The 24,686-nt window shown below is 75.5% G+C and carries 21 protein-coding genes; 11 read left to right on the plus strand and 10 right to left on the minus strand.

Going from position 1 to position 24,686, the window contains the following annotated elements:
• Positions 1 to 135 precede the first annotated feature (135 nt).
• Together TOK_RS17185 and TOK_RS17190 are read right to left on the minus strand one after the other, a co-directional pair.
• Complete coding sequence (locus TOK_RS17185; RefSeq protein WP_098958891.1) at positions 136 to 552, minus strand: helix-turn-helix transcriptional regulator; 417 nt, start codon at positions 550 to 552, stop codon at positions 136 to 138.
• Positions 553 to 649: 97 nt separating this feature from the next.
• Positions 650 to 1,231 carry an HhH-GPD-type base excision DNA repair protein gene (locus TOK_RS17190; RefSeq protein WP_098958892.1) on the minus strand — a complete coding sequence of 194 codons (582 nt, stop codon included), beginning with the start codon at positions 1,229 to 1,231 and terminating at the stop codon, positions 650 to 652.
• 79 nt (positions 1,232 to 1,310) lie between these two features.
• On the opposite strand from TOK_RS17190, the gene TOK_RS17195 reads away from it, so the two are divergent.
• Both TOK_RS17195 and dtd read left to right on the plus strand, forming a co-directional pair.
• Positions 1,311 to 2,810, plus strand: coding sequence for a methyltransferase (locus tag TOK_RS17195; RefSeq protein WP_098958893.1), 1,500 nt, complete (start codon positions 1,311 to 1,313; stop codon positions 2,808 to 2,810).
• Positions 2,807 to 3,229, plus strand: coding sequence for a D-aminoacyl-tRNA deacylase (dtd, locus tag TOK_RS17200; protein ID WP_098958894.1), 423 nt, complete (start codon positions 2,807 to 2,809; stop codon positions 3,227 to 3,229). The genes TOK_RS17195 and dtd overlap by 4 nt, the downstream gene beginning before the upstream one ends.
• Positions 3,230 to 3,251: 22 nt before the next feature.
• Here dtd and TOK_RS17205 read toward each other — a convergent pair whose 3' ends face one another.
• Both TOK_RS17205 and TOK_RS17210 read right to left on the minus strand, forming a co-directional pair.
• A complete protein-coding gene (locus TOK_RS17205; protein WP_098958895.1) occupies positions 3,252 to 3,662 on the minus strand; it encodes a helix-turn-helix domain-containing protein in 411 nt (136 codons plus the stop codon).
• A gap of 50 nt (positions 3,663 to 3,712) precedes the next feature.
• The gene (locus TOK_RS17210) at positions 3,713 to 5,461 is read right to left on the minus strand and encodes an alpha/beta hydrolase (RefSeq protein WP_098958896.1); all 1,749 of its coding nucleotides are present in this window, start codon (positions 5,459 to 5,461) and stop codon (positions 3,713 to 3,715) included.
• Between the two features lie 276 nt (positions 5,462 to 5,737).
• Here TOK_RS17210 and TOK_RS17215 point away from each other — a divergent pair, with 276 nt between their 5' ends.
• Positions 5,738 to 6,727, plus strand: coding sequence for a sigma-70 family RNA polymerase sigma factor (locus tag TOK_RS17215; protein ID WP_172457626.1), 990 nt, complete (start codon positions 5,738 to 5,740; stop codon positions 6,725 to 6,727).
• 202 nt (positions 6,728 to 6,929) lie between these two features.
• On the opposite strand, the gene TOK_RS17220 is transcribed toward TOK_RS17215, so the two are convergent.
• On the minus strand, positions 6,930 to 8,405 hold the full coding sequence (locus tag TOK_RS17220; protein ID WP_098958898.1) for an aldehyde dehydrogenase: 1,476 nt from the start codon (positions 8,403 to 8,405) through the stop codon (positions 6,930 to 6,932).
• Between the two features lie 240 nt (positions 8,406 to 8,645).
• On the opposite strand from TOK_RS17220, the gene TOK_RS17225 reads away from it, so the two are divergent.
• Positions 8,646 to 9,116, plus strand: a complete 471-nt coding sequence (locus tag TOK_RS17225) for a flavin reductase family protein (RefSeq protein ID WP_098959059.1) — start codon at positions 8,646 to 8,648, stop codon at positions 9,114 to 9,116.
• Positions 9,113 to 9,658 (plus strand): NAD(P)H-dependent oxidoreductase, encoded by a 546-nt coding sequence (locus tag TOK_RS17230; protein ID WP_098958899.1) that lies wholly within the window; start codon positions 9,113 to 9,115, stop codon positions 9,656 to 9,658. Before TOK_RS17225 ends, TOK_RS17230 begins: the two co-directional genes overlap by 4 nt.
• Positions 9,659 to 9,725: 67 nt before the next feature.
• On the opposite strand, the gene ptsP is transcribed toward TOK_RS17230, so the two are convergent.
• From ptsP to dhaK, 3 genes are read right to left on the minus strand one after another with little or no spacing between them, the layout of a single operon-like run.
• On the minus strand, positions 9,726 to 12,185 hold the full coding sequence (ptsP, locus tag TOK_RS17235; RefSeq protein ID WP_253258433.1) for a phosphoenolpyruvate--protein phosphotransferase: 2,460 nt from the start codon (positions 12,183 to 12,185) through the stop codon (positions 9,726 to 9,728).
• Positions 12,182 to 12,811, minus strand: a complete 630-nt coding sequence (gene dhaL / locus TOK_RS17240) for a dihydroxyacetone kinase subunit DhaL (protein ID WP_098959061.1) — start codon at positions 12,809 to 12,811, stop codon at positions 12,182 to 12,184. Before dhaL ends, ptsP begins: the two co-directional genes overlap by 4 nt.
• Positions 12,808 to 13,809 (minus strand): dihydroxyacetone kinase subunit DhaK, encoded by a 1,002-nt coding sequence (gene dhaK / locus TOK_RS17245; RefSeq protein ID WP_098958900.1) that lies wholly within the window; start codon positions 13,807 to 13,809, stop codon positions 12,808 to 12,810. The genes dhaL and dhaK overlap by 4 nt, the downstream gene beginning before the upstream one ends.
• A 158-nt stretch (positions 13,810 to 13,967) precedes the next feature.
• Between dhaK and TOK_RS17250 the strand changes: the two genes are divergently transcribed.
• The 5 genes from TOK_RS17250 to TOK_RS17270 all read left to right on the plus strand — a co-directional run bounded on the left by TOK_RS17250 (position 13,968) and on the right by TOK_RS17270 (position 19,311).
• Positions 13,968 to 14,762: an IclR family transcriptional regulator gene (locus TOK_RS17250; RefSeq protein WP_098958901.1), complete on the plus strand. Its 795-nt coding sequence runs from the start codon at positions 13,968 to 13,970 to the stop codon at positions 14,760 to 14,762.
• Positions 14,759 to 15,718, plus strand: a complete 960-nt coding sequence (locus tag TOK_RS17255) for an aldo/keto reductase (protein ID WP_098958902.1) — start codon at positions 14,759 to 14,761, stop codon at positions 15,716 to 15,718. The genes TOK_RS17250 and TOK_RS17255 overlap by 4 nt, the downstream gene beginning before the upstream one ends.
• A 38-nt stretch (positions 15,719 to 15,756) precedes the next feature.
• Positions 15,757 to 16,944 (plus strand): winged helix DNA-binding domain-containing protein, encoded by a 1,188-nt coding sequence (locus tag TOK_RS17260; RefSeq protein ID WP_098958903.1) that lies wholly within the window; start codon positions 15,757 to 15,759, stop codon positions 16,942 to 16,944.
• A gap of 62 nt (positions 16,945 to 17,006) precedes the next feature.
• Positions 17,007 to 17,954 (plus strand): helix-turn-helix domain-containing protein, encoded by a 948-nt coding sequence (locus TOK_RS17265; RefSeq protein WP_098958904.1) that lies wholly within the window; start codon positions 17,007 to 17,009, stop codon positions 17,952 to 17,954.
• A gap of 121 nt (positions 17,955 to 18,075) precedes the next feature.
• Entirely contained in the window at positions 18,076 to 19,311 is a 1,236-nt protein-coding gene (locus TOK_RS17270) for an acyl-CoA dehydrogenase family protein (protein WP_098958905.1), read from the plus strand.
• A gap of 13 nt (positions 19,312 to 19,324) precedes the next feature.
• Here TOK_RS17270 and TOK_RS17275 read toward each other — a convergent pair whose 3' ends face one another.
• Positions 19,325 to 20,005 carry an HAD family hydrolase gene (locus TOK_RS17275; protein ID WP_098958906.1) on the minus strand — a complete coding sequence of 227 codons (681 nt, stop codon included), beginning with the start codon at positions 20,003 to 20,005 and terminating at the stop codon, positions 19,325 to 19,327.
• Positions 20,006 to 20,250: 245 nt separating this feature from the next.
• Here TOK_RS17275 and TOK_RS17280 point away from each other — a divergent pair, with 245 nt between their 5' ends.
• Positions 20,251 to 21,801, plus strand: a complete 1,551-nt coding sequence (locus tag TOK_RS17280; protein ID WP_098958907.1) for a GDSL-type esterase/lipase family protein — start codon at positions 20,251 to 20,253, stop codon at positions 21,799 to 21,801.
• Between the two features lie 140 nt (positions 21,802 to 21,941).
• Here TOK_RS17280 and TOK_RS17285 read toward each other — a convergent pair whose 3' ends face one another.
• A complete protein-coding gene (locus TOK_RS17285) occupies positions 21,942 to 24,641 on the minus strand; it encodes a PEP/pyruvate-binding domain-containing protein (protein WP_098959062.1) in 2,700 nt (899 codons plus the stop codon).
• Between the last annotated feature and the right edge of the window lie 45 nt (positions 24,642 to 24,686).

Raw genomic sequence — 24,686 nt, forward strand, 5'->3', positions numbered from 1 at the left:
CACAGCCGTGGGATCGCGCGTCCGTCCGCAGATGCGTCCAGGATCCTCGCACGCGACGACGGACGAACGACCCGCAGCCGTCGCAACCGGGCAGCCCGGAACGGGTACGGAGCTGACGGGCAGCCGTGGACGCGGTCAGCCGGTGACGACGTCCTTCGGGTCGGCATGGCCGTGCGCGTGGAGCTTGACGGGCGCGACGGCCTCGTCGGAGACGACCTCGAGGAGCCTGCGCGCCATGCCCTCGCCCACGCGGTAGCGGACGAGGCGACCCTCCCGGTGCGCGGAGACGATCCCGTGCGCCCGCAGCAGCCGCAGGGCGTGGGACACGGCGCTGTCGCTCATGCCCACGGAGACCGCGAGGTCGGACACGCAGAGATCACCGGCGTGGTGGAGCGCGAGCAGGATGCTGAGCCGGTTCGTCTCGCCCAGCGCGTCGAGGACGGTGGCCGCACGGGTGAGCTCGTCGTGGTCGGCGAGGACTGCCGTCGCGTCGCACACCTGATCGGGGTCGACGACGCGAAGGCCCTGGCGATCGGTCGGGACCTTGTGCACGACGCCGATGCTAGCCCGTGAGTCTCAGCATGTGCGCACATGGCGGTGTGTCGCTCGTCGAATTCGGCACGGACCGCAGGCGGTCCCGCCCCGGCCGTCAGCCGGCTGCGGCAGCCTTCTTGGCGGCTTTGGCGGCCTGCTTGTAGTCGCGGACCCGGCCCAGCGACGCGGCGTCCACGACATCGGCGACAGACTTGTGGACGCCGTCCTCGCCGTAGCCGCCCGCGGCGTCGCGCCAGCCGTCCGGGGTGACACCGCGCTGCTTGCCCAGCAGGGCGGTGAAGATCTGAGCCTTCTGGGTGCCGAAGCCGGGTAGCCCGGCGAGCCGGGAGAACAGCTCCTTGCCGGTCGCGGCGTCGGACCAGATGCCGGTGACGTCGCCGTCGTAGCGGTCGACGATCGTCGCCGCCAGCGCCTGGACCCGCTGCGCCATCGACTTCGGGTAGCGGTGCACCGCGGGCGGCCCGGTGAACAGGGCGACGAGCCCGTCCGGGTCGTACTCGGCCAGCTCGCGGGCGTCGAAGCGGTCGACACCGAGGCGGGCGGCGAGCAGCGCGGGCCCGGCGAAGGCGCGCTCCATCGGGAACTGCTGGTCGAGCAGCATCCCGATCAGCAGAGCGAGCGGGTCGCGGTCGAGCAGCGCGTCGGCGTCGGCGTCCTGGGCCAGGCAGAGCGTCACGCGGTCAGCCTAGCGGCCGACCCCACCGGTCCGGGACCCGTCGGTGGGGCCCCCGGACCGGGGCGGCGAGGATGGACGCGTGCTCCCCGATCTCGTCCCGGTCGCGCCCGGTCTGCGCACGGCGTTGTCCACCCACGGCTACACCGTCGACGGTGTGCGGGCCCTGCTCGGCAACGCCGCGCACGACGCCCTGACCCGCGGCGAACCGGAGGCGGCACACCGTGCCACCCGCGACGGCGGTGAGCTGGGTGTCGTCGTGCGGCTGCTGCTGCTCGGCGCGACGGAGCCCGCCGCCGCCGTGCGCGCCGCACTCGGTGACCCGGACCCGCTCGTCGCGGGCGGGCTGCTGCGCCGCGACGGCGCCGGGTTCGCCGCCGCGCTCGACCTGCGCCCCTACGCCGACGACGCCGGCCCCGGCGACGCGGACGACGCCTGGTGGGTCGTCTCCGACCTCGACACCCCGGCCGCGCGCCAGGACCGCGACCACGTCACCGGCGTCGGCGGGGCGTCGCTGTCACTCGCCGCCGCCGCGATCCGCCGGCCCGCCGCCGCGACCCTGGACATGGGTACCGGCTGCGGCGTGCAGGTGCTGCACGCGAGCCGGCACTCGGCGACGGTCGTCGGCACCGACCTGGCACCGCGCGCGCTGGCGATGGCCGCCGCGACCCTCGCGCTCTCCGGGGTCGACGCCGAGCTGCTGGAGGGGCCGTGGCTGGAACCGGTGGCGGGCAGGCGGTTCTCCCACATCGTGTCCAACCCGCCGTTCGTACCGGGTCCCGCGCGGGTCGACTACGTCTACCGCGACTCCGGCCGCGACGGCGACGACGCACTCGCCGCCCTGCTGCGCGACCTGCCCGGCGTACTGGAGCCGGGTGGGGTGGCGCAGCTGCTGGGGTCGTGGCTGCACGTGCGCGGGCAGGACTGGCCCGACCGTGTCCGCGGCTGGCTCCCGCCGGGCTGCGACGCCTGGATCCTGCAGCGCGAGGTCGTCGACCCGGCCATGCACGTCGGGACCTGGCAGCGTGACGCCGGCCTCGACGTCTCCTCCCCCTCCGCCCGGGCCCAGGCGGGCGAGTGGCTGGACTGGGCCGCGCAGCGCGACGTCGAGGGCATCGGGTTCGGCCACCTGTTGCTGCGGCGCACCGACTCCGAGCCGGTCGTCGTGGTCGAGGACCTCGTCGGTGACTCGGCCGGCCCGCTGGGGCCGGAGGCCACGGGCTGGCTCGACCGCGTCGACTGGCTGCGCGCCCACACCCGCGACGAGGCGCTGCTCGACGCCACGCTGACGCTGACGCCGGCCGCGACGCTGGAGCGCTACGCGGTGCCGGGCCCGGAGGGCTGGGAGGACGCCGGGGCCGCCGTCACCCGCCGCGACGGGCCGCCGTGGCGGCACGAGGTCGACGAGCCGGCCGCCGCGCTGCTCGCCGGGTGCCGCGGTGACCTCCCGCTCTCGGAGCTGCTGGCGCTGCTGTCGTTCGCCCACGACCGCCCGTACGACGCGCTCGTCGACGCGACGCTGCCCGCGGTGCGCGAGCTGGTCCGGCACGGGTTCCTGGTCCCGGCGCAGGGGCCGGCGTGAGGGCCGTCGCGGCGCGGGTCACGCGCGCGGCGGTGCGCGTCGAGGGCGAGGTCGTCGGCGAGATCGGGGCCGGCCTGCTGGTGCTGCTCGGGGTGCACCGCGACGACACCGCCGAGCACGCGGCGACGATGGCCCGCAAGCTCCACGAGCTGCGCATCCTGCGCGACGAGGCGTCGTGCGCGACGGCGGACGCCCCGCTGCTCGTCGTCAGCCAGTTCACGCTCTGCGGCGACACCCGCAAGGGCCGCCGCCCGTCGTGGCAGGCGGCCGCGGCGCCGGAGGTGGCCGCACCGCTGGTGGAGGCGGTCGTCACCGAGCTGCGGGCGCGCGGTGCGACCGTCGGGACCGGGGTGTTCCGGGCCGCGATGGAGGTCGAGTCGGTCAACGACGGCCCGTTCACGGTGCTGGTCGAGGTCTGACGCGTCGATCCGCCGCCGGGCGTCAGCGGGCCGGGGACGCACCCTCGACGAAGCTGCGCAGCACGCCGAGCAGGGCGGCCTTCTGGTCGTCGCTGAGCCGGGGGTCGGCGCGGATGGCGTCCTCGGTGCCGGTGGCGGCCGGTTCCGGCTCGGGTGCCGGGGCGGTCGGCTCCGCCGTCGACCAGCCGGCCTCGGAGAGCAGCTGCTCGGTCGACAGCGACAGCGCGTCGGCGATCGAGCGCAGGACCTTGAGCGACGGCTGGTGCAGCCCCCGCTCGACCTGCGACAGATAGGCGTTGGACACGCTGGTCAGCGACGCCATCTCCCGCAACGAGAGGTTGGCGAGCTGGCGCTGGGCACGGATGAAGTCGCCGAGCGCGTTGACCTGCTCGGCCCACGGCCCGGTGTCCGCGGCTCGCTCCCCGGTGCTCATCGCCCTCCCCGTCCCACCATGCCATTGTCCCTGATGCCCCTGCCCCGCCGTCAGGTCTCCCGGACGTAGCGTCCCGGCGCGTCGTCGAGGGGCGGATGGTCGGAGCTGCCCGTCGGGGGCGGCGGGCGCATCGGCCCGGCCCGCTCCCCCGCCCACACCGCCCAGTCCTCCCACCAGCTCCCCGACCGCCGCTCGGCCGCGTCGCGCCAGGTGTCGGCGTCGGCGGGAAGCGGCCCGGTGCCGATCCGGTGCGCCGCCCGCGGCGACGGTGGGTTGACCACCCCGGCGATGTGCCCGGACGTCGTCAGCACGAAGCGGACGTCGCCGCCCAGGTGCCTCGCCCCGGCGTGCACCGACCGCCACGGCGCGATGTGGTCGGTCTCGGCGGCCACGACGTAGGTGTCCTGGCGGACCGCGCCCAGGTCGAGCAGCTCACCGGCGAGCTCCATCCGGCCGGTGGCCAGCCGGTTCTCGACGTAGAGCCCCGCCAGGTACTCGGTCTGCATCGCGGCGGGCATGCGGGTGGAGTCGGCGTTCCACACGAGCAGGTCGAACACCGGCGGGTCCTCACCGAGCCACCAGCCCTCGACGACGTAGCGCCACACCAGGTCCTCGGGGCGCAGCGAGTCGAACGTCGCCTTCATCGCCGATGCGGGCAGGAAGCCGGGTCCGCGCATGCGCCGTTCGAGGCGGGCGACGGAGCGGGCGTCGGTGAAGACGCCGAGCGGGCCCGGGTCGCGGTAGTCGAGCATGGTGTTGAGCAGGGTGAGCGTGCCGATGCGCCGGTCCCCGCGGGCGGCGAGCCACGCGGCGGCGGCGGTGGCGAGGGTGCCGCCCAGGCAGAGGGCGGCGACGTCGGCGCGCGACTCGCCCGTGACGTCCTCGACGACGTCGAGCGCGGCGAGCAGCCCGTCGCGCAGGTAGTCCGACATCGTCAGGTCGCGGTGCGCGGCGTCGGGGTTGCGGTAGCTCAGCGCGAAGACGGTGCGCCCGTGGTCGACCGCCCACTGGGCGAAGCTGCGCCCCGGTGCGAGGTCCATGACGTAGTACTTGTTGATCCAGGGCGGCGACAGCAGCAGCGGGGTGCGGTGCACGGTCGCGGTCGTCGGCGCGTACTGGACGAGCTCGACGAGGTCGTTGCGGAACACGACCTTCCCCGGTGTCGCGGCGATGTCGCGGCCGACGAGGAGCGCGTCGCGGGGCACCTGCCGGGGCGCGGCGCCGTTGGTGGCGACGTCGCGGACGAGGTTGCGCAGGCCGCGCAGGATGCTGCGCCCGCCGGTGCGCAACGCGGCGGCGGGGACCTCCGGGTTGGTGAGCGGCCAGTTGGCCGGGTCGGCGGCGGCGACGGCCTGGTCGAGGACGAACGCGAGCTTGCGGGACGCGCCCGGCCCCAGCTCGGTGCCCGCGGCGACGGCGTGCGCCCACTCGGCGAGCAGGACGTGCTCGCGGCGCAGGAACGCGTACCAGGCGTTGGTCTCCCACGCGGGGTGGCTGTGGCGACGGTCGGGCGGTGGGGCGGGCGCATCGCCGGAGCCGGTGACGGCGGCGAGGGCGTGCAGGCTCCCGCCCGCGAGACGGGTCGTGGCGGCGACCGCGGCGGACGGGCTGCCCGCGACGGCCAGCGCAGCCCCGGCGAGGGTCCCCACGACGTCGATCGGGTCGAGCCGGGCCGCGAGCCAGGACGGGGACACGACGTCGCGCAGCCGCGACACCGCCGACCGCGCGGTCGCGGTGCGGGCGGCAGACCCCGCGGACGGTTCGGCGTGCGGCGGTGGCACCACGTCCGACGTGCCCACCCGCTCCCCCGATGCTCTCCCGGCCACCACGGGTGAATCCGGACGTTCCGAGAGTGACGAGAGGCACGTTGTCACCCGCACGGCGGATGCGCCGCGCCGGGAACGATTGTTCACGGCGTTGCGTTGGAACGGTCAGAAGCCGGGGCGGCAGACGCCACAGCGTACCTCCCCCGGCAGCGCAGGGAGGGAACCAAGATGACCGCAGCCACCGCCCGTAAGCCCGCTGCCCGCAAGCCGAAGGCAGTGCCGTCGCAGCGTACCGCTCCCGAGCCGGAGATGGTCGACACCGACCCGACGATCGAGCCGCGGCCCGCTCCGACCGTCGACGAGCTCGACGCGCAGAGCCCCGCGGCCGACCTCGTCCGGGTGTACCTGAACGGGATCGGCAAGACCGCGCTGCTCACTGCGGCACAGGAGGTCGACCTGGCCAAGCGCATCGAGGCCGGCGTCTTCGCCCGCCACGTGCTCGACTCCGCCGCCGCCGAGGGCCGCGAGCTCGACGCCGACTACGCCCGCGACCTGCGGGCCGTGGGCCGCGACGGCGTCCGGGCCCGCAACCACCTGCTCGAGGCCAACCTGCGCCTCGTGGTGAGCCTGGCCAAGCGCTACACCGGGCGCGGGATGCCGCTGCTGGACCTGATCCAGGAGGGCAACCTCGGCCTGATCCGTGCCGTCGAGAAGTTCGACTACGCCAAGGGCTTCAAGTTCTCGACGTACGCGACGTGGTGGATCCGCCAGGCCATCACCCGCGGCATGGCCGACCAGGCCCGCACCATCCGGCTTCCCGTCCACCTCGTGGAGCAGGTGAACAAGCTGGCGCGCATCAAACGCGACATGCACCAGCGCCTGGGCCGCGAGGCCACGCACGCCGAGCTGGCCGAGGAGTCGGGCCTGCCCGAGGGGAAGATCGCCGACCTCCTCGACCACGCCCGCGACCCGGTGAGCCTGGACATGCCGGTCGGCGCCGAGGAGGAGGCCCCGCTCGGGGACTTCATCGAGGACGCCGAGGCTGCCGACGCCGAGAACGTCGTGATCTCGCACCTGCTCCACGACGACCTGCGCCGCGTCCTCTCGACGCTCGACGAGCGCGAGCAGAACGTGATCCGGATGCGCTACGGCCTCGACGACGGCCAGCCGCGCACACTCGACCAGATCGGCCGCCGGTTCGGTCTCTCGCGCGAGCGGGTGCGCCAGATCGAGCGTGAGGTCATGGGCAAGCTGCGGGTCGGCGAGCGGGCCGACCGGCTGCGCGCCTACGCGAGCTGACCTTCGCGGGCGACCCGGAGAACCTCTCGAGACGAGGCCGCGGTCGGCGACCGGGGAACCGGTCGCCGACCGTCGGGTCGCCGCCGCCCACCGGGCTCCCCACGAGTGACGGGCGGCGACTTCCGCCGTCTTTTTACCCCTCCATGTCCCGCCACTCACGGGCGACAGGCATCCCGTTCGAGTGACGGACAGTCACCAGGTGTCAGCCCAAGGTGAACGGGTCCCGGGTGCCGCCGGACAGTTCGACCCACACCGACTTGTTCTCGGTGTACTCGTTGACGGCCTCGATGCCGTTCTCCCGGCCCAGGCCCGAGCTCTTGTAGCCGCCGAACGGCACGCTGGGGGCGACGACCCGGTACGCGTTGATCCAGACCGAACCGGCCCGGATCTTCGCCGCGACGCGGTGCGCCCGGTGCACGTCCTTGGTCCAGACGGCGCCGGCCAGACCGTAGTTCGTGTCGTTGGCCAGCTTGATCGCCTCGTCCTCGGTGGTGAACGTGTAGGCCGACAGCACGGGCCCGAACACCTCCTCGCGCACGATCGTCGAGTCCGGCCCGACTCCGGTCAGCACGGTCGGCTGTACGAACAGCCCGCCGAGGCCGGTGTCGGCCGCGCCACCGTAGGCGACCGTCGCGCCCTCACCCTTGGCGGTCTCGAGGTAGCCGAGGACCTTCTCGTACTGCGGCCGGTTCGCGACCGGGCCCATCTCGGTGTCGGGGTCGTTGGGGTCGCCCAGCCGGATCCGTGACGCCCGCTCGGCCACCAGCCGCACCAGCTCGTCGTGCACCGACTCGTGCACGATCAGCCGCGACCCGGCCATGCAGGTCTGGCCCGTCGCGGCGAAGACCCCGGCGACGAGCCCGTTGGACGCCGCCTCGAGGTCGGCGTCGGGGAACACGATCTGCGGGGACTTGCCGCCCAGCTCCAGGGTGACCTTGTTGAGGTTCTCCGCCGCGGCGTGCGCGACCGCGCGCCCGGTGGCCGTCGACCCGGTGAACGCGACCTTGTCGACGCCCGGGTGCCCGGCCAGGTGCGCGCCGACCTCACGCGACCTGCCCGTCACGACATTGACGACGCCCGCCGGGAAGCCGGCCTTCTCGAACAGCTCGGCCAGCCCGAGCGACGAGGCCGGGGCGTGCTCCGAGGGCTTGACGACGATCGTGCACCCGGCGGCCAGCGCGGGTGCGACCTTCCACGTCAGCAGCAGCAGCGGCGAGTTCCAGGGGGTGATCGCCGCGACCACACCGACCGGCTCGCGCCGGGTGTAGACGAGGAAGTTCGGGTTGGGCGACGGGATCTGGCGGCCCTCGAGCTTGTCGGCGAGGCCCGCGTAGTAGTGGAACCAGCCGCCGAGGCCGTTGAGCTGGCCGATCATCTCGCGGTAGAGCTTGCCGGAGTCGTTGACCTCCAGCCTGGCCAGCCGGTCGGCGTTCTCGGCGATCAGGTCGCCGAGACGGCGCATCAACGCCGACCGCGCGAACCCGGTCAGCTCCCCCCACTCGCCGTCGAGTGCGGCGCGTGCCGCGGCGACCGCCGCGTCGACGTCGTCGGTGCCGCCGTCGGGGAGCACCGCCCACGGCGTGCCCGTGTAGGGGTTCTCCGACTCGAACGTCGCCCCCGAGATCGCGTCGACGGGTTTGCCGCCGATCACCATCCGGAAGTGCTCGAGATCCGCCATTGCACCGTCCTCCTCGACGTCGCCGGGCGTTCGGCGGCAACGCTACGAGACCCCGGCGGGCTCGGCCACGCCTGCGCGACGCGGATCGGCTCCGATCGCAATGACCGCCGTCACACTCCGCCGACATCGTGGTGTGATGCTCTTCCATGGTCCCGGGACGTTCCGCCGCCTAGGGTTGATCGGGTGACGGACTCGCAGCCCAGGACAGGTGTGTCCCCCGATCCGGTCGACGCCGCAACCATGCGCGACGTGCTGGGTCATTTCGTGTCCGGGATCGTCGTCGTGACAGCGGCGGGCCCCGACGGACCGCTGGGCTTCACCTGTCAGTCGTTCGCGTCGCTGTCGCTGGACCCGCCGCTGGTGAACTTCTCCCCGGCCCGCTCGTCGTCGACGTGGCCGCGGATCCGGGAGGTCGGCCGCTTCTGCGTGAACGTCCTCGCCGCCGACCACCAGCACTACAGCGCCGGGTTCGCGCGCTCGGGCGTCGACAAGTTCGCGGGCGTGAGATGGGGCGCGGCGCCGTCCGGGGCACCGATCCTCGACGGTGTGAGCGCCTGGATCGACTGCGCGCTGGAGAACGAGTACGACGGCGGCGACCACACGATCGTCGTCGGCCGGGTCGGCGCCCTGGGTGCCGACGAGTCCCGCTCGCCGTTGCTGTTCCACCGCGGCGCCTACACCCTCGTCGCCGAGCCGGAGCAGGCCCGATGAGCCCGGTGCTGGTGGGGCTCGTCGGCGGCCCGGACGTCGGTGGCCGGACCACGACCGCCGTCGAGGGCATCCTCGCGGGGGCGGCGAAGGCGGGGGCGACGACGTCGCTGCTGGAGATCAGCCAGGTCACCCAGGACGAGATCGCGGCGGCGTTCGAGGCCGCCGACGGTGTCGTGCTCGGCAGCCCGGTCTACCGGGCGTCATTCAGCGCACTGCTGCGCACGGCCCTGGAGGGCTGCGAGCGCGGCCGCTGGGGCGAGAAGACCGCGCCGCTGCAGGGCAAGGTGGCCGCAACGGTGCTGACGGGCGCGAGCGCGCACCACTTCCTCGCGGTGAACGACCTGCGCAACGTGCTGGCGTCGTTCTTCGCGGTCCAGGTGCTCTCACCCGGCCTGTACGTCGACCACGCCGGCTACGTCGACCGCACGATGCTGACCGAGGACACTGCGACGCTCGCCGCCGCGCACGGCGCCGCGCTGGCCGACCTCGCCCGCGCGGTGCGCGGATCCGCTGCGCTGCAGGCGATCACCCCGCAGGTCTGACCACCTCCGGAGCGAACGAACGGCACAGTGCCGCAACCGAGTTGCGCGACGGTGCCGTTCGTGCAGGTCAGGGCGCGGCGGCCAGGGCCCGGACCGTAGCCGCGTCGGGGGCGCGGAGAGCCCGGTCCGCGAGTTCCGCGGCGGCCGCGACGTCGATCTCCCGGACCGACTGCTTCACGCCTGCGACGGCCGGGGCCGCGACGCTGAGCTCGCGGACCCCCAGCCCCACCAGCAGCGCCGCGGCGGCGGGGTCGGCGGCGACCTCCCCGCAGACGGCGACGAGGACGTCCTCGCCCGCTCCGCGGCACGTGGCCGCGACCAGCGCGAGCACCGCGGGATCGAGCGGGTCGGCCAGGGCGGTGACTGCGTCGTTGCCGCGTTCGGCCGCGAGCGTGTACTGGGTGAGGTCGTTGGTGCCGATGGACAGGAAGTCGACGTGCGGCGCGAACGCCGCCGCCCGCAGGGCCGCGGCGGGGACCTCGACCATCATCCCCACCTGCAGGTCCGTGGGCCGGCCACGACCCTCGGCCGCGATCGCGGAGTCCAGCGCCGCCCGTGCGGCGAGTAGTTCGTCGACGGTGGTGACCATCGGGAACATGATGCTGACCGGCGTCGTGTGCGCGGTGCGCACGATCGCGCGCAGCTGGGTGGCGAACAGGTCCGGGGCGCGCAGCGCGAGCCGCAGCCCCCGGACCCCGAGGAACGGGTTGGCCTCGGCCGGGGCCGGCACGTAGGGCAGCGGCTTGTCGCCGCCGACGTCGAGGGTGCGTAGCGTGATCCGGCGGCCGCCCAGGGCGGCGGCGACGTCGCGGTAGGCCGATTCCTGCTCGTCGATGCCGGGGGCGTCGCCGCGGCCGAGGAACAGGAACTCGGTGCGGACCAGGCCGGCGAGGTCGGCACCGGTGGCGGCCGCGACGTCGGCAGCCGATCCGGCGTTGACACCGACGAGCACGCCGACGCCGTCGCGGGTGACCGCCGGTTCCGTGGCGCGGGCGCGGGCGGCGCGGTCGCGTCCGGCGGCCGCGGCGGCGCGGGCGGCGAACCGGTCGGCCTGCTCCGGTGTCGGGTCGAGGAGCACCTCCCCGGTGGCGCCGTCGATCGCGACGACGGTGCCCGCGGCGACGTCGAGAACGTCTGCGCCCGCCCCGACCACCGCCGGGATCGCCTTGGCGCGCAGCAGGATCGCGGCATGCGCGGTCGGGCTGCCCGCGGCGAGGACGACACCGGTGACGCGCGCGGGGTCGAGCCCGGCGGCGCCGGCCGGGGTGAGGTCGGTGGCGACGAGGATGCCGTCGCCCGGTGCCGCGGCGGGCGCGGGTGCGCCGGTGAGGGCGCGCAGCACCTCCTCGCCGACGGCGCGGACGTCGGCGGCGCGGGCGCGCAGGTACTCCCCCGGCAGCACGGCGAACCGGTCGGCCGCGGCGGTGACCGCGTCGGCCCACGCCCGGCCCGCGCCGCGGCCCGCCGTGATGCCGGTGTGGGCCGCATCGAGCAGGTCGGGGTCGTCGAGGAGAGCGAGGTGGGCGTCGAAGATCGTGGCCTCGCCTGCGGCCCCGGTCGCAGCGGTGCGGGCCCGGGTCGTCTCGATCGAGGCGGCGGCGTCGGCGAGGGCGCGGCCGAGCGCGGCGCGCTCGGCGGCCGGGTCGCCCGCCGGGGTGTCGGGGACGTCGACGGCGACGGCGCGCAGGGGCCGGGCGGGGCCGACGGCGATCCCGGGCGAGGCCCCGAGCGGACGGGCGGGCGGTCGCGTCACGACGGGGTGCACGGGTCGCGTCGCGGGGCCGGCGGTGAGGCCCGCGTCCGCGGCCGCGGCCACCACCCGGTCGACGGCCGTCGCGGCGTCGGGACCCGTCGCCCCGATCTCGACGGTGTGCCCGGCGAGCGCGCCGAGAGCGGCGAGCCGCGACAGGCTCGCGACCGGGGCCCAGTCCGAGCGGGTGGTCGTGTTGCGGGCGCGGACGTCGGCGTCGAGCCCACGCACCGCGCCGACCAGGCGTGACGCCGGACGTGCGTGCAGGCCGTGCGGGTCGGTGAGGGTGAGCGAGACGGTGGGGGCGGTCGGGTCGGCGTACCCGGAGTCGGTCGGGGCGTCGACCGCCGCGCCGCCGAGCTGCGCGGTCTTCGCGGCCAGCGCACCGCTCGCCTCGGCGGCGACGCCGGCCCGGTCCGCGCCGCCCGCCGCCGTCACGACGGCCGCGACCAGCCCCTCGACCAGCGGTGCCGCGCACAGTGCCACCCGACCGGCGACGTCGGGGTCGAGCATCTCCAGTGCCAGCTCGGCCGAGAGCACGGCGCTGCCCAGGTCCATCAGGACGACGACGCCCGCTCCCGCGTCGGCGGCCTCGACCGCCGCCATGATCGCGGCCGCGTCGGTGCCGAAGGTGGTCTCGTCGAGGCCTGCGGCGACCTCGATCGGCGGGCCGCCGTCGTGCACCATCTCCCGGGCCAGCGCGACCGCGGCCTCGGCCAGCGCCCGGCTGTGGGAGACGACGACGATCCCGACGAGCGCCCCGGTCGGCCCGCTCACGCCAGTGCGTCGGCGGCGGCCGCCACGAGCAGCGTGACCGACGTGGCGCCCGGGTCCTGGTGCCCGACGCTGCGTTCGCCCAGGTAGCTGGCGCGGCCCTTGCGGGCGACGAGCGGGATGGTCGCGTCGCGGCCCGCCTCGGCGGCAGCGGTCGCCGCCCGCAGCGACTCCCCCAGCGGGTCGCCGTCGGCCAGCGCCGCATCGAGCGCGTCGACGGCGGGGGCGAGCGCGTCGAACATCGTCTTGTCGCCCGCCTCGGCCTTGCCACGGGCCACGATTCCCTCCAGACCCGCCCGCAACGCCTTGGCGAAGGCGGGGCCGTCGAGCTCGGTGACCTCGCCCGAGGCGGTGGCGACGCGCAGGAAGAACGTGCCGTAGAGCGGCCCGCTCGCCCCGCCGACGGTGCTGACCAGCGTCATCCCGACCTTCTTGAACAGGGCGGCGGCACCGGGCTGTGGTTCCGCGTCGAGGGCGGCGACGACGGCGGTCATGCCGCGGTCGAGGTTCGAGCCGTGGTCGGCGTCGCCGATCGCGGCGTCCAGCCGGGTCAGCTCGTCACGGTGGGAGTGGACGGCGACCGCGAAGCGGCGGACCCACTCCTCGAGCCGGCCGAGTGTCGCGCTCATGCACCCCACCGCAGTCCGGGCGTGGTGACCGGCGCGTCCCACAGCCGGACCAGCTCGTCGTCGGCCTTCAACAGTGTGACCGAGCAGCCCGCCATCTCCAGGCTCGTGATGTAGGGCCCGACGAGCGAGCGGGCGATGCGCACGTTCGCCTTCTCCAGCAGCGCGGCGACCTCGGCGTACATGAGGTACAGCTCCAGCAGCGGGGTGCCGCCCATTCCGTTGACGAAACAGATGACGCCGTCCGGGCCGGTGAAGTCCAGGTCGTGCAGGACCGGCTCGACGAGCATCGCCGCGATCTCGCGGGCCGGCGCGACCGGCACCCGGCGCCGGCCCGGCTCCCCGTGGATGCCGATGCCGATCTCCATCTGGTCGTCGGGGAGGTCGAACGTGGGCTGCCCGGCAGCAGGCACGGTGCACGACGTGAGCGCCATCCCCATGCTGCGACCGTTGCCGTTGACCTTGCGCGCCAGCGCGGCGACGGCGGCGAGGTCGCGGCCCTCGTCGGCGCCCGCACCGACGATCTTCTCCAGCAGCACCGTGACACCGACCCCCCGGCGGCCCGCGGTGTAGAGGCTGTCCTGGACGGCGACGTCGTCGTCGGTGACGACCGACAGGACCTCGACGCCCGTCTCGGCGCCGGCCAGCTCGGCCGCCATCTCGAAGTTCATGACGTCGCCGGTGTAGTTCTTGACGATGTGCAGGACGCCGGCGCCGCCGTCGACGCCTCTGGTGGCCTCGACCATCTGGTCGGGCACCGGGGAGGTGAACACCTCGCCCGCGCACGCGGCGTCGAGCATCCCGGGGCCGACGAAGCCGCCGTGCATCGGCTCGTGGCCGGACCCGCCGCCGGAGATCAGCCCGACCTTGCCGCGCACCGGGGCGTCGCCGCGGTAGACGATCCGGTTCGTGTGGTCCACCCGCAGCTCCGGGTGGGCGGCGTCCATGCCGCGCAACGCCTCGGCGACGACGTCGGCCGGATCGTTGATGAGCTTCTTCATCGTGGGCCCTCCGTTGGGCGCGACCGGGTCTGGCGGCACGTGCGGATCACCGTGAATGTATTTCGACTATGCCGAACGCGCATCGGAAGCTACGCTCACCCGCGGAGCCGGGCAAGAGTCCGTCCAGGGAATCCGCGACGACGAGGCGGGAGGACCGCGTGATCCAGTCCGTCGACCGCGCCGTCCGCATCCTGACCGCGCTGCAGGGCGCACGCCGGATGGGTCTCGGAGAGCTCGCCACCCAGCTGGAGCTCGCGCCGTCGACGGTGCACGGCATCGTCCGCACCCTGCTCGACCACGGGATGATCGCCCAGGAACGCGACTCCGGCCGCTACCGCCTCGGCCCCGCCACGCTGCGGCTGGGCAACGTCTACCTCGACACCCTGGAGCTACGCTCCCGCTCGGTGCCCTGGGCCGAGGACCTCGCGGCCCGCACCGGTATGGCCGTACGCACGGCCGTCCCGCTCGCGGGCTCCGACCGCGATGTCCCCGAGCGCGAGATCATCGTCGTCGCCCACGAGCCCCGGCCCGGCGGCGGTCGCCAGATGAACGAGGTCGGGATCGTCGTCCCCGCCCACGCGTGCGCCCTCGGCAAGGCGCTGCTGGCGTTCGACGACACCGCCTTCCCGGAGGCGGACACGTTGCGCAGCATGACCGGCGAGACCGTGACCGACCTCGCGCGGCTGCGCGCCGAGCTGGCCGCCGTGCGCGCCGCGGGCATCGCGACCGAGGCCGAGGAGGCCGTGCTCGGCGAGTACGGCGTCGCCGCCCCGGTCGGCGACCACAGCGGCGCCGTCGCGGGGGCGATCGGGCTCGTGGTTCCGCAGACCGGCTGGCCGCTCGACCCCGCCGCCACCGACGCCCTGCGCGCCGCCGCCCGCAGCATCTCCCGCGAGCTGGGCGCCGCCTCCTGGCCACCGGTCATCACCGAGCGACCGGCGGCGAGCGCGTGAGCGCGCGACTGGGCATCGGGCTCGCGGCCGTCGCGCGGCCCGCCTACATCACCTCCGGCCGCGACGCCGACCTCGGGACGCACCGCGACGTCGAGACGCTGCGGGACCGCACCTGGCAGGTGCTCGACGCCGCGGTCGCCTGCGGGGTCGACTACATCGACGTCGCCCGCTCCTACGGCCGCGCCGAGGAGTTCCTCGCGGGCTGGCTCGACGCCCACCCCGGCGCCGCCGTCGAGGTCGGGTCGAAGTGGGGCTACCGCTACGTCGGCGACTGGCGCACCGACGCAGCCGTCCACGAGGTCAAGGACCACTCGATCACCGCGTTCACCACGCAGCTCGCGCTCACCCGCGCCACGCTCGGGCCGCGGTTCGACGTCTACCACGTGCACTCGGCGACGCTGGAGACCGGCGTCCTGGCCGACACGTCCCTGCACACCCAGATGGCGGCGCTGCGCGACGAGGGCGTCCGCGTCGGGATCTCGACGTCCGGGCCCCGGCAGGCCGACGCGATCCGGCGTGCCCTGGAGATCCACGTCGGGGGGCGGGCGTTGTTCACGTCCATCCAGTCGACGTGGAACGTGCTCGAACCCTCGGCGGGCCCGGCACTGGCCGAGGCCGCGGGCGCGGGTGCGCGGGTGATCGTGAAGGAACCCGTGGCCAACGGCCTGCTCGCACCCGGTGGGCAGGACGGCTCCCCCGCCGCGGCCAAGGCGGCCGCGCTCGCCGCGAAGGCCGGCATCGGGGTCGACCGGCTCGCCATCGCCGTCGCCATGGCCCGGCCGTGGGCCTGGCGCGTCCTGTCCGGCGGCGTCGACGGCGCGCAGGTGCGCAGCAACGCGGCCGCGGCGAACGTCGACCTGCGGGTCGTCGACACCGCTGTCCTCGAGGAGCTCTCGGACCTGGCCCAGCCGGCCGAGGAGTACTGGGCGGCACGCTCGGCGCGCGCCTGGAGCTGACGGCCCGGCCGGGGCGGCCTCGTGGTGGACTGTCGCCCGTGGAACCGATCACCGTCGCGGCCCGGCGCGCGCGGCTCGCCGCCCGGCACCGGCTGACCGCCGCGGCCCGGGCCGGCGGCGACCCCGACGGCATCGTCGCGGCCGCGTCCGCGGTGCTCGGCCTGCACGCCACCGACCCCGCCACCGTGCACCTGTCCGCACTGGCCCGCACCGACGGCGGCGGCGTCGCCGACGTCGAGCACGCCCTCTACACCGACCGCAGGCTCGTCCGGATGCTCGGCATGCGCCGGACCGTGTGGGTGCTCGACCGCGAGACCGCCGCACTGGTCCAGCACGGCTGCGCGCACACCGTCGCCGCGACGCAGCGCAAGCGCCTCGTCATGCACCTCGACGGGTCCGGGGTCGCCGACGCGGCGGCCTGGCTGGCCGACGTCGAAGCCGAGACCCTCGCCGCCCTGCACGCCCGCGGCGAGGCCTTCGCCGCCGACCTGGCCGCCGACGTCCCCCGGCTGCGCACCCGCATCGAGGCCACCGGCCAGAACGCCACCGCGCGGGTGCTGCTGCAGCTCGCCGTCGACGGGCACATCGTCCGCGGCCGCCCCCGCGGGTCGTGGACCTCGACGCAGTACCGCTGGTCACCGGTGGCGACGTGGCTGGGCGCCCCCCTCGCCGCGGTGCCCGTCGAACAGGCGCAGGCCGGGCTCGCCGCCCGCTGGCTCAGGGCCTTCGGACCGGCACCGGTGTCGGACCTGCGCTGGTACACCGGCTGGACCGCCCGGGAGGCCACCCGCGCGCTGGCCACGCTCGGCCGCGACGCGGTCGTCGACGTCGACCTCGACGGCACCCCGGGTATCCGGCTCGCCGACGATCCCGTCACCGGCTCGGCCGTCGACGCCGAGCCGCCGGCCGAGGCCGCGCTGCTGCCCGCGCTCGACCCGACGCCGATGGGGTGGCAGTCCCGCGACTGGTTCCTCGGCCCGCACCGCGACCTGCTGTTCGACCGGACCGGCAACATCGGGCCGACGGTGTGGTGGGCGGGCCGTGTCGTCGGCGGATGGGCGGTTCGCGACGGCGGCGAGGTCGTCGTGCGGCTGCTCGAGGACGTCGGCGCCGAGGCCACCGGCTGCGTCGACGCGGCCGCACACCGGGTCGCGACGCACCTCGGCGGCACCCGGGTGGTGCCGCGGTTCCGCACGCCGCTGGAGAAGGAGCTCGCGACCGGCTGACCCGCGTGCCTTGTCCGCACCGGCCGGGGCGAGCATCCTCGTTCCGATCCCCGGGAGGTGGCATGCCGGTCTGGGACATCGGGCGGCGACCGCCCGCCGACCAGTTCGCGATGTGGCACGACGTCATCTGCCGCGCCTTCGTGCCGCTGACCCCGAGCCGCATCGGCGCGGACGTGAACGGCTTCCCGTCCCGGGTCGAGACGCGGGAGCTCGGTGAGGTCAACCGCGCCCGGATCGACTCGCAGCCGCAGCTCACCGCGCACGGCGCCCGCGAGGTCGCACGCTCGGACGGCGAGTTCGTCTTCGTCAACCTGCAGCTGCGGGGCCGCTGCCACGTCCGCCACCGCGTCGGGACCGAGGACGTCGAGTCGGTCGTCGGGCCGGGGCGGTTCGTCGTCCTCGACACGACCGAGCCCTACCACCTCCGGTTCGACGAACCCTGGCGGATGCTGTCGTTCCGCGTGCCCCACCGCGACCTCGGCGGCAGGCCCCGGCCTGCGCGGCTCGGCCGTGCCGTCGGCGCCGACACCGGCACCGGGCACGTCGTCGCGACCCTGATGACGGCGTTGTGGCACCTCGACGACGCCCCGGAGCCCCCCGCCGCGGGGGGCCAGGACGACCTCCAGCGATCGTTCGCCTCAGCGGTGTCCGCGCTGCTCGGTGGCCCGGGCGACGAGCCGGGACACGAGGCGCTGCGTGCCGCCGTGCTGCGCCACGTCGCGGCCAACCTCGGCGACCCCGGACTGTCGGTGACGACGGTGGCGCGGCACTTCGCCGTCTCCCCTCGCACGTTGCACGCCGCGTTCGCCGGGCACGACACGACGTTCGCCGCCGCCGTCCGCACGATGCGGCTCGAGCGCTGTTCCCGTGCCCTCGTCGATCCCGCCGTGGCGGGCACCGTCACGGCGATCGCCGCCCGCCACGGCTACCGGGATCCGTCGGCCTTCAGCCGTGCGTTCCGCCGCGAGTACGGGATCGCCCCCGGCGACCTGCGCCGACGCCGGGCCTGAGCAGGCGCGTGCACGTTCTGCACGGCGATCGCGCACGTCCGGCCGGGACGCGGCCGGGCCCGCGGCCCGACGGTGGACGTCACACCTCGACGCCCGGCCCGAGACCGCAGAGGAGCACCCCGTGGCCGTCTCCTTCACCCTGTCCCCCGCGCAGCAGCAGCTCGTGCACGTCGCCCGCGCGTTCGCCGACGAACAGCTGCGTCCCCTCGCCGACGCCGTGCGCGCCGAGCCCGACCCGCTGCGCCGCGCATTGCTGGCCCGGCCCGCGTTCGAGAAGGCGGTCGCCTCCGGCTTCCTCAAGGGCCTGATCCCGGTACCGTTCGGCGGTGCCGCGGGCGGTGGTGTCGACGCCGCGATCCTCATCGAGGAGTGGGCGGCGCAGAGCCCGGACTTCGTCATCTCGATGGCGGGGCCGCTCATCGCACTGGCGCCCGTCTACGAGGTGGGCACACCCGACCAGATCCGCAGGTTCGTCGCCCCGTTCCTGGCCGACTCGGGCGCGCCGGTCGCCGCGATGGCCTTCTCCGAGCCCGACGGCAGCGCGAACTTCGACGCCCCGCCGCCCGCCGAGGGCACCCGCACCGTCGCGGTGCCCGACGGCGACCACTGGGTCGTCAACGGGCGCAAGCAGTGGGCGTCGCACCTGCCCGGCTGGGACGGCGACGGCCCCGACCTGATGACGATCGTCTGCCGGACCCCCGGCGGAGTCTCGCTGGTGGTGGCCGAGCGCGAGCACCTCGCCGGGCACATCGAGGTCGAGCAGTACCTGGACCTGCCCGGCCTGGCCGGCTGCATGACCGCCCGGGTCCGGCTGCACGACGTCAGGGTGCCGCGGGCGAACCTGCTCGGTGCCGAAGGGCAGGGCCCGTCGTTGACGCGCAACGCCTTCTTCGCCAGCGGTGCCTCGATCGGGACCTTCGCGACGGCCGCGATGCGGCAGGCCTTCGACGTCGCCCACCGCTTCGCGACGACGCAGCGCCGCGGCGGCACCGAGCCGATCATCGCCCACCAGGCCGTGTCCGACGTCCTCGCCGACGCCAAGGGCCGGATCGAGGCCGTCCGGCTGCTGTCGTGGCGGGCGCTGGACGCCGTCCTGTCCCAGGACCCGGCCGGGCCCGAGCTCGCCCTGCACGCCAAGGTGTTCGGCTCCGAGACCGCGGTCGACGTGATCAACGACCTCGTCAAGATCGTCGGGGTCACCGCCTACGACAAGCAGTTCCCGCTCGTCCGCCACCTCAACGAGGCGTTGGCCTACCCGGTCATCGAGGGCAGCAATGCCGGGGTGCGCCGCCGTCAGCTGCAGACGATGCTCGCCGCGCCCGGATACGACCCGCTGGCGGCGGCGGGCATGGGCTGACGGAGCCGGGCGCTCAGGACGGCAGGCCGAGCAGCGCGGGGAGATCCGCGACGGAGTCGACGATCGCGTCGGCACCCGCCGCCCGCAGGGGCCCCGCCCGGTGCGCCCCCGACAGCACGCCGACGGTCAGGCCCGCCCCCGCGCGACGGCCCGCCACCATCGCCGAGGTGGCGTCGCCCGCGGTCACGACGTCGGCCGGTCCGGCGTCGACGCGCGCGGCGGCCGTCAGCAGCATGGCCGGATCGGGCAGGCCGCGGCCGTCGACGTCGGCGGGACAGACGGTCACGTCGGCCAGCCCGGTCCAGCCCAGTGCGGCGACGATGTCGGCGTGCAGCGTCGGTTCGAACCCGCTGGACAGACCCACCGCGATCCCCGCCTCCCGCAACGCGGCGATCGCGCTCGTCGCACCGGGCACCTCGCGCAGCACCCCGTCGGCCATCCGGGTGCGCAGCCGCGCGGCGAACGCGGCGTCGGCGTGCCGGGCCCGGCACATGTCGCCGTCGAGCAGGTCGCCGAACACCGACAGCGAGGCCCGGTCCATCGTGGCCTCCGCCTGGCGGCGCAGCGCGGGGAACCGCGGACCGGCGCTCGGCACCCGGACCGCACCCAGTCCGGCGAGCACCGCGTCGAGGACGAGCCCGTCGTCGCACACGGTCGTCCCCGCCAGGTCGAGCAGCGCCAACCGCAGCGTCACCAGCGCCCCTGCGGGCCGTCGAAGACCATGGGTGGAACCTCACCGGTCGGGGATGACCGTTCCCCGTCGATCGGATGTCGACGGGGTGAACGCCGCGGGTCCGCACGGCCCCGGGCATCCGGGCGGGGACGCGTCGCGGCGGTGAGAAGGTTCACCACGCGCGGCAGGTGGTGACGGACCGGGGTCCCGTCGCGCATCCTGGGGCGAGCCGCACGAACCGACACCGCGGGGGGTCCCGGTCCGAGATGGCGTCATCGACCGCGCAGCGCGCGCGTGAGGCAGACCCGGCGACGCCTCGTCGGCGGGGTCCGCTCCGGGCGCTGTGGCGGGAGCTGCGGTCCTGGCCCACGCTGGTGGTCCTCGCCGTGTGCGTCCTCGGCGGCCTGCCCGCGACGATCGCGCTGACCCCCGCCCAGGACGTCACCGTCCTCGGCCAGCACGTCCAGCTCGGGGCGCGGACCCCGACGCCGTCGGTCTCCGGGCCCGCGCAGCTCGTGCAGATCGGCAACACCCGCCTCGACATCGCACCGCTGCAGGTGTGGGGGCCGATGCGCCCGCAGCTCACGCTCGGGCCGGTGCAGCGCAACGCCGCCGCCGCGCAGGTCCTCGACCCGCAGCGCACCGTCGCCGCCCGCGCCCAGGCCGCGGACACGCTGACGTCCGGGTTCGTCCGCTGGTACGTGTGGGGTGCCCTGGGGCTGGTCGGGGTGTGCGTCGCGATCTGCGCGGTCGCCGGCTGCATCCGGACGCTCGCGCTGCTGCGCCGGGAGAGCCGCACCGCCGCGACCGGGCACGTCACCGTCGCCGACCTGTGGCACCGCGGCGCCGGCACCGTCGGGCGCACGACGGTCCTCGCGCTGACGACGTCGCTGCTGGCCTGGGCGGCGTGCGGGGCCCTCGCCTACGCGGGTGCGACGCGGGGGCTCTCCGACATCCGGTCGCTCACCCAGCTCGTCGGGTCCTACCACCTGTCGCCCTCGCCGGAGGGGCCGACGGTGTTCGGCTACACCGGGGCGGTGATCGGCGACTCCCGGGTGGCGCGCGTCGGCGGCCCACCCGTCCCCGACGCCTCGCCGGAGGACACCGCCTGCGAGCGCAGTGCCGACTCGCTCGCCTCGGAGCTCGCGCTGGTCTCCGGCGCACCCGTGCGCAACCTCGCGTGCTCGGGCGCGAGCATCTCCCAGGGCCTGCGCGGACCACAGGCCCGCGGCGGTGACACCTCGGTGCCCGCGCAGGTCGGGCTGCTCAAGCAGATCGCGGGGCTGCGCTGGGTCGTCGTCGCCATCGGGCCCAACGACCTGGGCTGGAGCGACTTCCTCGCCTACTGCTTCGGCGTGCCCGACTGTGCCGACCGCTTCACCGCGGGCGAGTTCGACTACCGGCTCGCCGCGTTCGACCGCGACTACGGTGACCTCCTGCAGGACCTCACGACGCTGCCCGGGCATCCGCAGATCGTCATCGCGACGTCCTACGACGTGTTCGCCCCTGGCCGTGACACCGCCGACTGCCCCGACGCCCGTGGCCCGGCCGGTGTGCCGGGGCTCGACCGGGCCAAGACCGAGCTCATGCACGAGCGCAACCAGGCACTCAACGACGTGCTCCGCGCCGGCGCGGCGAAGTACGCGCTGACGGTCGTCGACCCGCCGCTGGAGCCGTTGTGCAGCCCGCCCCCGGTCGACGGGCTGGGCCCTGACCTGCAGGGTCTCGGCGACCGATATCCGTTCCATCCGACGGGCGTCGGGTCGCTGCGCATCGCCGCCGCGACGGCCCGGCTGCTGACGCCCGAACCGTCCTGAGGCCTGCGCTCCGCCCCCGGCCCGGCGCGGTGGTCTGGCCCGGCGCCGTGGCCCGGCCCGGCGCGGTGGTTCCCGCTGCTCAGCGCCGGGTCCGACACGAGGTTGGTTCGAACATGAACGGGACCGGTCCGTCGTCGGTCTCAGGCCGTCGCGGCGACCGGCGTGACGGTGCCCGCTGCGCCGTCGACGCGCACGACCTGGCCGGTCCGCAGCACCGTCGTCGCCGACGGCACACCGACCACCGCCGGGATGCCGTACTCGCGGGCCACGACGGCGCCGTGGGAGTTCGACCCACCCATCTCCATGACGAGCGCGCCCGCGGTGAGGAACAGCGGGGTCCAGCCGGGGTCGGTCGACGGCACGACGAGCACCTCCCCCGGCTGCAGTGCGGCGTCGGCGGGATCGAGGACGATCCGCACCGGCCCCTCGACCGCACCCGCCGACGCCGCGGTGCCGGTCAGCGCCCCGTCCGCCGGGGTCTCGGCCGCCAGGACCGCTGCCTCGGGTTCGGTCCCGTCGGCCAGGACGATCCGCGGGACGTGCCGGCGGCGCAGCTCATGCTCGTGCTCGGCCCGGCGACGGGTGACGAGCGCGCGCTGGTCGGTGCCGGCGACCGCGGCGCCGATCTCGGCGAGGTCGAGCATGACCACGTCGTCGGCCGCCGCGAGCAGCCCGCGCACGGTGAGGTCGGCGCCGGCGAGCAGCAGGTGCGCCCGTGCGGCTGCGAGCACCCGCACCAGCAGGTCCTTGTGCTCCTCGCGCAGCCCGGCGAGCGCGCGGGTGCGGCGCAGTGCCGCGGCGACGAGCACGGCGCGGAGGCGCGAACGGGTCCGGACGCGGGCGGCGACCGCCGTCACCGCCTGCTCCGCGGCCCGGGCACCGCGGGCGAACTGGACGTCGGGTGCGGTGTCGGGGCGCTCGTCGACGGGCAGCCGCAGGTAGCCGGCGAGCACCGCGAGGACGGGCCCCGGATCGTCGGACCAGCGGGCGACCCCGAGGTCGATCTCGGCCGCGGCGCGGTGGCCGTGGTCACGCAGGAACCCCGCGAGCCCGGTCTGCAGCGCGTCGGGCAGCTCGGTTCGTCCGTACCGCGCGGCGAGGGTGGCCGGGTCGTGGTCGCGGAGGGCGGCCGCCGACGCGGGGTCGGTGCGCAGCCGCGCGGCGAGCGCCCACAGCCGCAGGTCCATCTCGGTGGTGACGTTGTGCGGCAACGACCGCAGCACCTCGTGGACGTCGGCGGCCGGCAGGTCGGCACCCGCGAGCCACCGGGCCGCGCCGAGCGCGACGAATCCTGCCCCGGCGACGGGCGCGGTCGTCGGCAGCACCGGGAAGACGGCCGCGACGACCTCCTCGGCCCGCTGCAGCCGTGCCGGCGTCGGCAGGTCCGGGGCGACGACGCACAGCGGCGCTATGCCCATGCGGACCCGGGCGACGTGGCGCAACGCGTACCGCGGCGACACGAGCGCACCGACGAGACGCACCGGCACCCGGAACCGGACGGCGATCCGCCCGACGCCGCGCAGGAACGGCAGCCACGACCGGCGGCCCGCGGGCCGGTCCAGCTCGTGCTGCCCGGCGAGCCCGCCCGCGAGCAGTGCCCGCGCGACGACGGCCGAGCGGGCCTCCATGACGTCGAGGATCGGTGGCAGCAGGGCCCGTCCGGGTGCGCTGCGCAGTGGCATCGTGACGTCGACGAACGGGCGGCCCGCGGCGACCGCGAACCCGCGGGGGCCGCGGCGCGGGTCGGCCGGCTGCCGGCCCGTCATGAGGCCGACACCGGTCGCGCCGATCACGCGGGCCGCGGAGACCCCGAGCGGGGTCATCGGCCGCACGAGGCCCTGGGCCAGGCTGACGCACAGGTACACGTGTCCGGGCACGACGGGTTCGACCAGCGGGAACAGCGTCGTGACCGGGCGGGACTGGGTGAGCGCGACGGTGCCGTCGGCAGCGACCGCCCACTCGACGTCCTGCGGCGCGCCGAAGTGCGCGGCCGCCCGGAGCCCGAGCGCGACGATCTCGGCGACCTGGGCGTCGCTGAGGCAGCGGGTGCGCTCCGAGGTGGGTTCCTCGTGCACGGTGCCACCGCCGGCGACAGCCCGGACGGCCACCCCGTCCCGGCCGACGCGGTAGTCGAGGACGCGTCCGTCGTGCCCGGCGACGACGTGGTCGGGGTCGACCGCGCCGGAGACGACGGACTCGCCGAGCCCGGGCGCGGCGTCGAGGACCGCGCGGTCGCGGGTGCCGGTGAGCGGGTCGGCGGTGAACAGCACACCCGCGGCGACGGCGTCGACCATGCGCTGCACCACGACCGCGAGCCGCACCGTCGCCGGGCCGATCCCGGCGGTCTCGCGGTAGGCGACGGCCCGGTCGGTCCACAGCGACGCCCAGCAGCGGCGCACCGCGTCGACGACCGCGTCCGCGCCGACGACGTTGAGGTAGGTGTCCTGCTGCCCGGCGAAGCTGGAGTCGGGGAGGTCCTCGGCGGTCGCCGAGGACCGGACCGCGACCGGGACGTCCCCGCCGCCCGCGCCGCCGAGTGCGGCGTAGGCGGCCCGGACGCTGTCGGCGATCCAGGCGGGGACGGGTGCGTCCTGCAGCCGGGCCCGCAGAGCGGCAGGGACGGCGCCCTCGGCGAGGGCCGCGGGCAGGCCCGCCGCGGTGGCGGCCGAGGTGTACGCGTCGGTGGTGACGCAGAACCCGTCGGGCACCGGGAGGCCCGCGGCGACCAGCTCCCCCAGGTTGGCCGCCTTTCCCCCGGCGACGGCCAGGGAACCGCGGCGCAGGCCGGCGAGCCCGACCACGAGCTGCCCCGCGCGGGCGGTGCCTGCGGCGTCCGTCATGCCGGGACGGTAGCGCTCCCGGGACATCAACTCAACGTCCGATGA

This window comes from Pseudonocardia sp. N23 (assembly GCF_002583555.1).
Lineage (GTDB): Bacteria > Actinomycetota > Actinomycetes > Mycobacteriales > Pseudonocardiaceae > Pseudonocardia.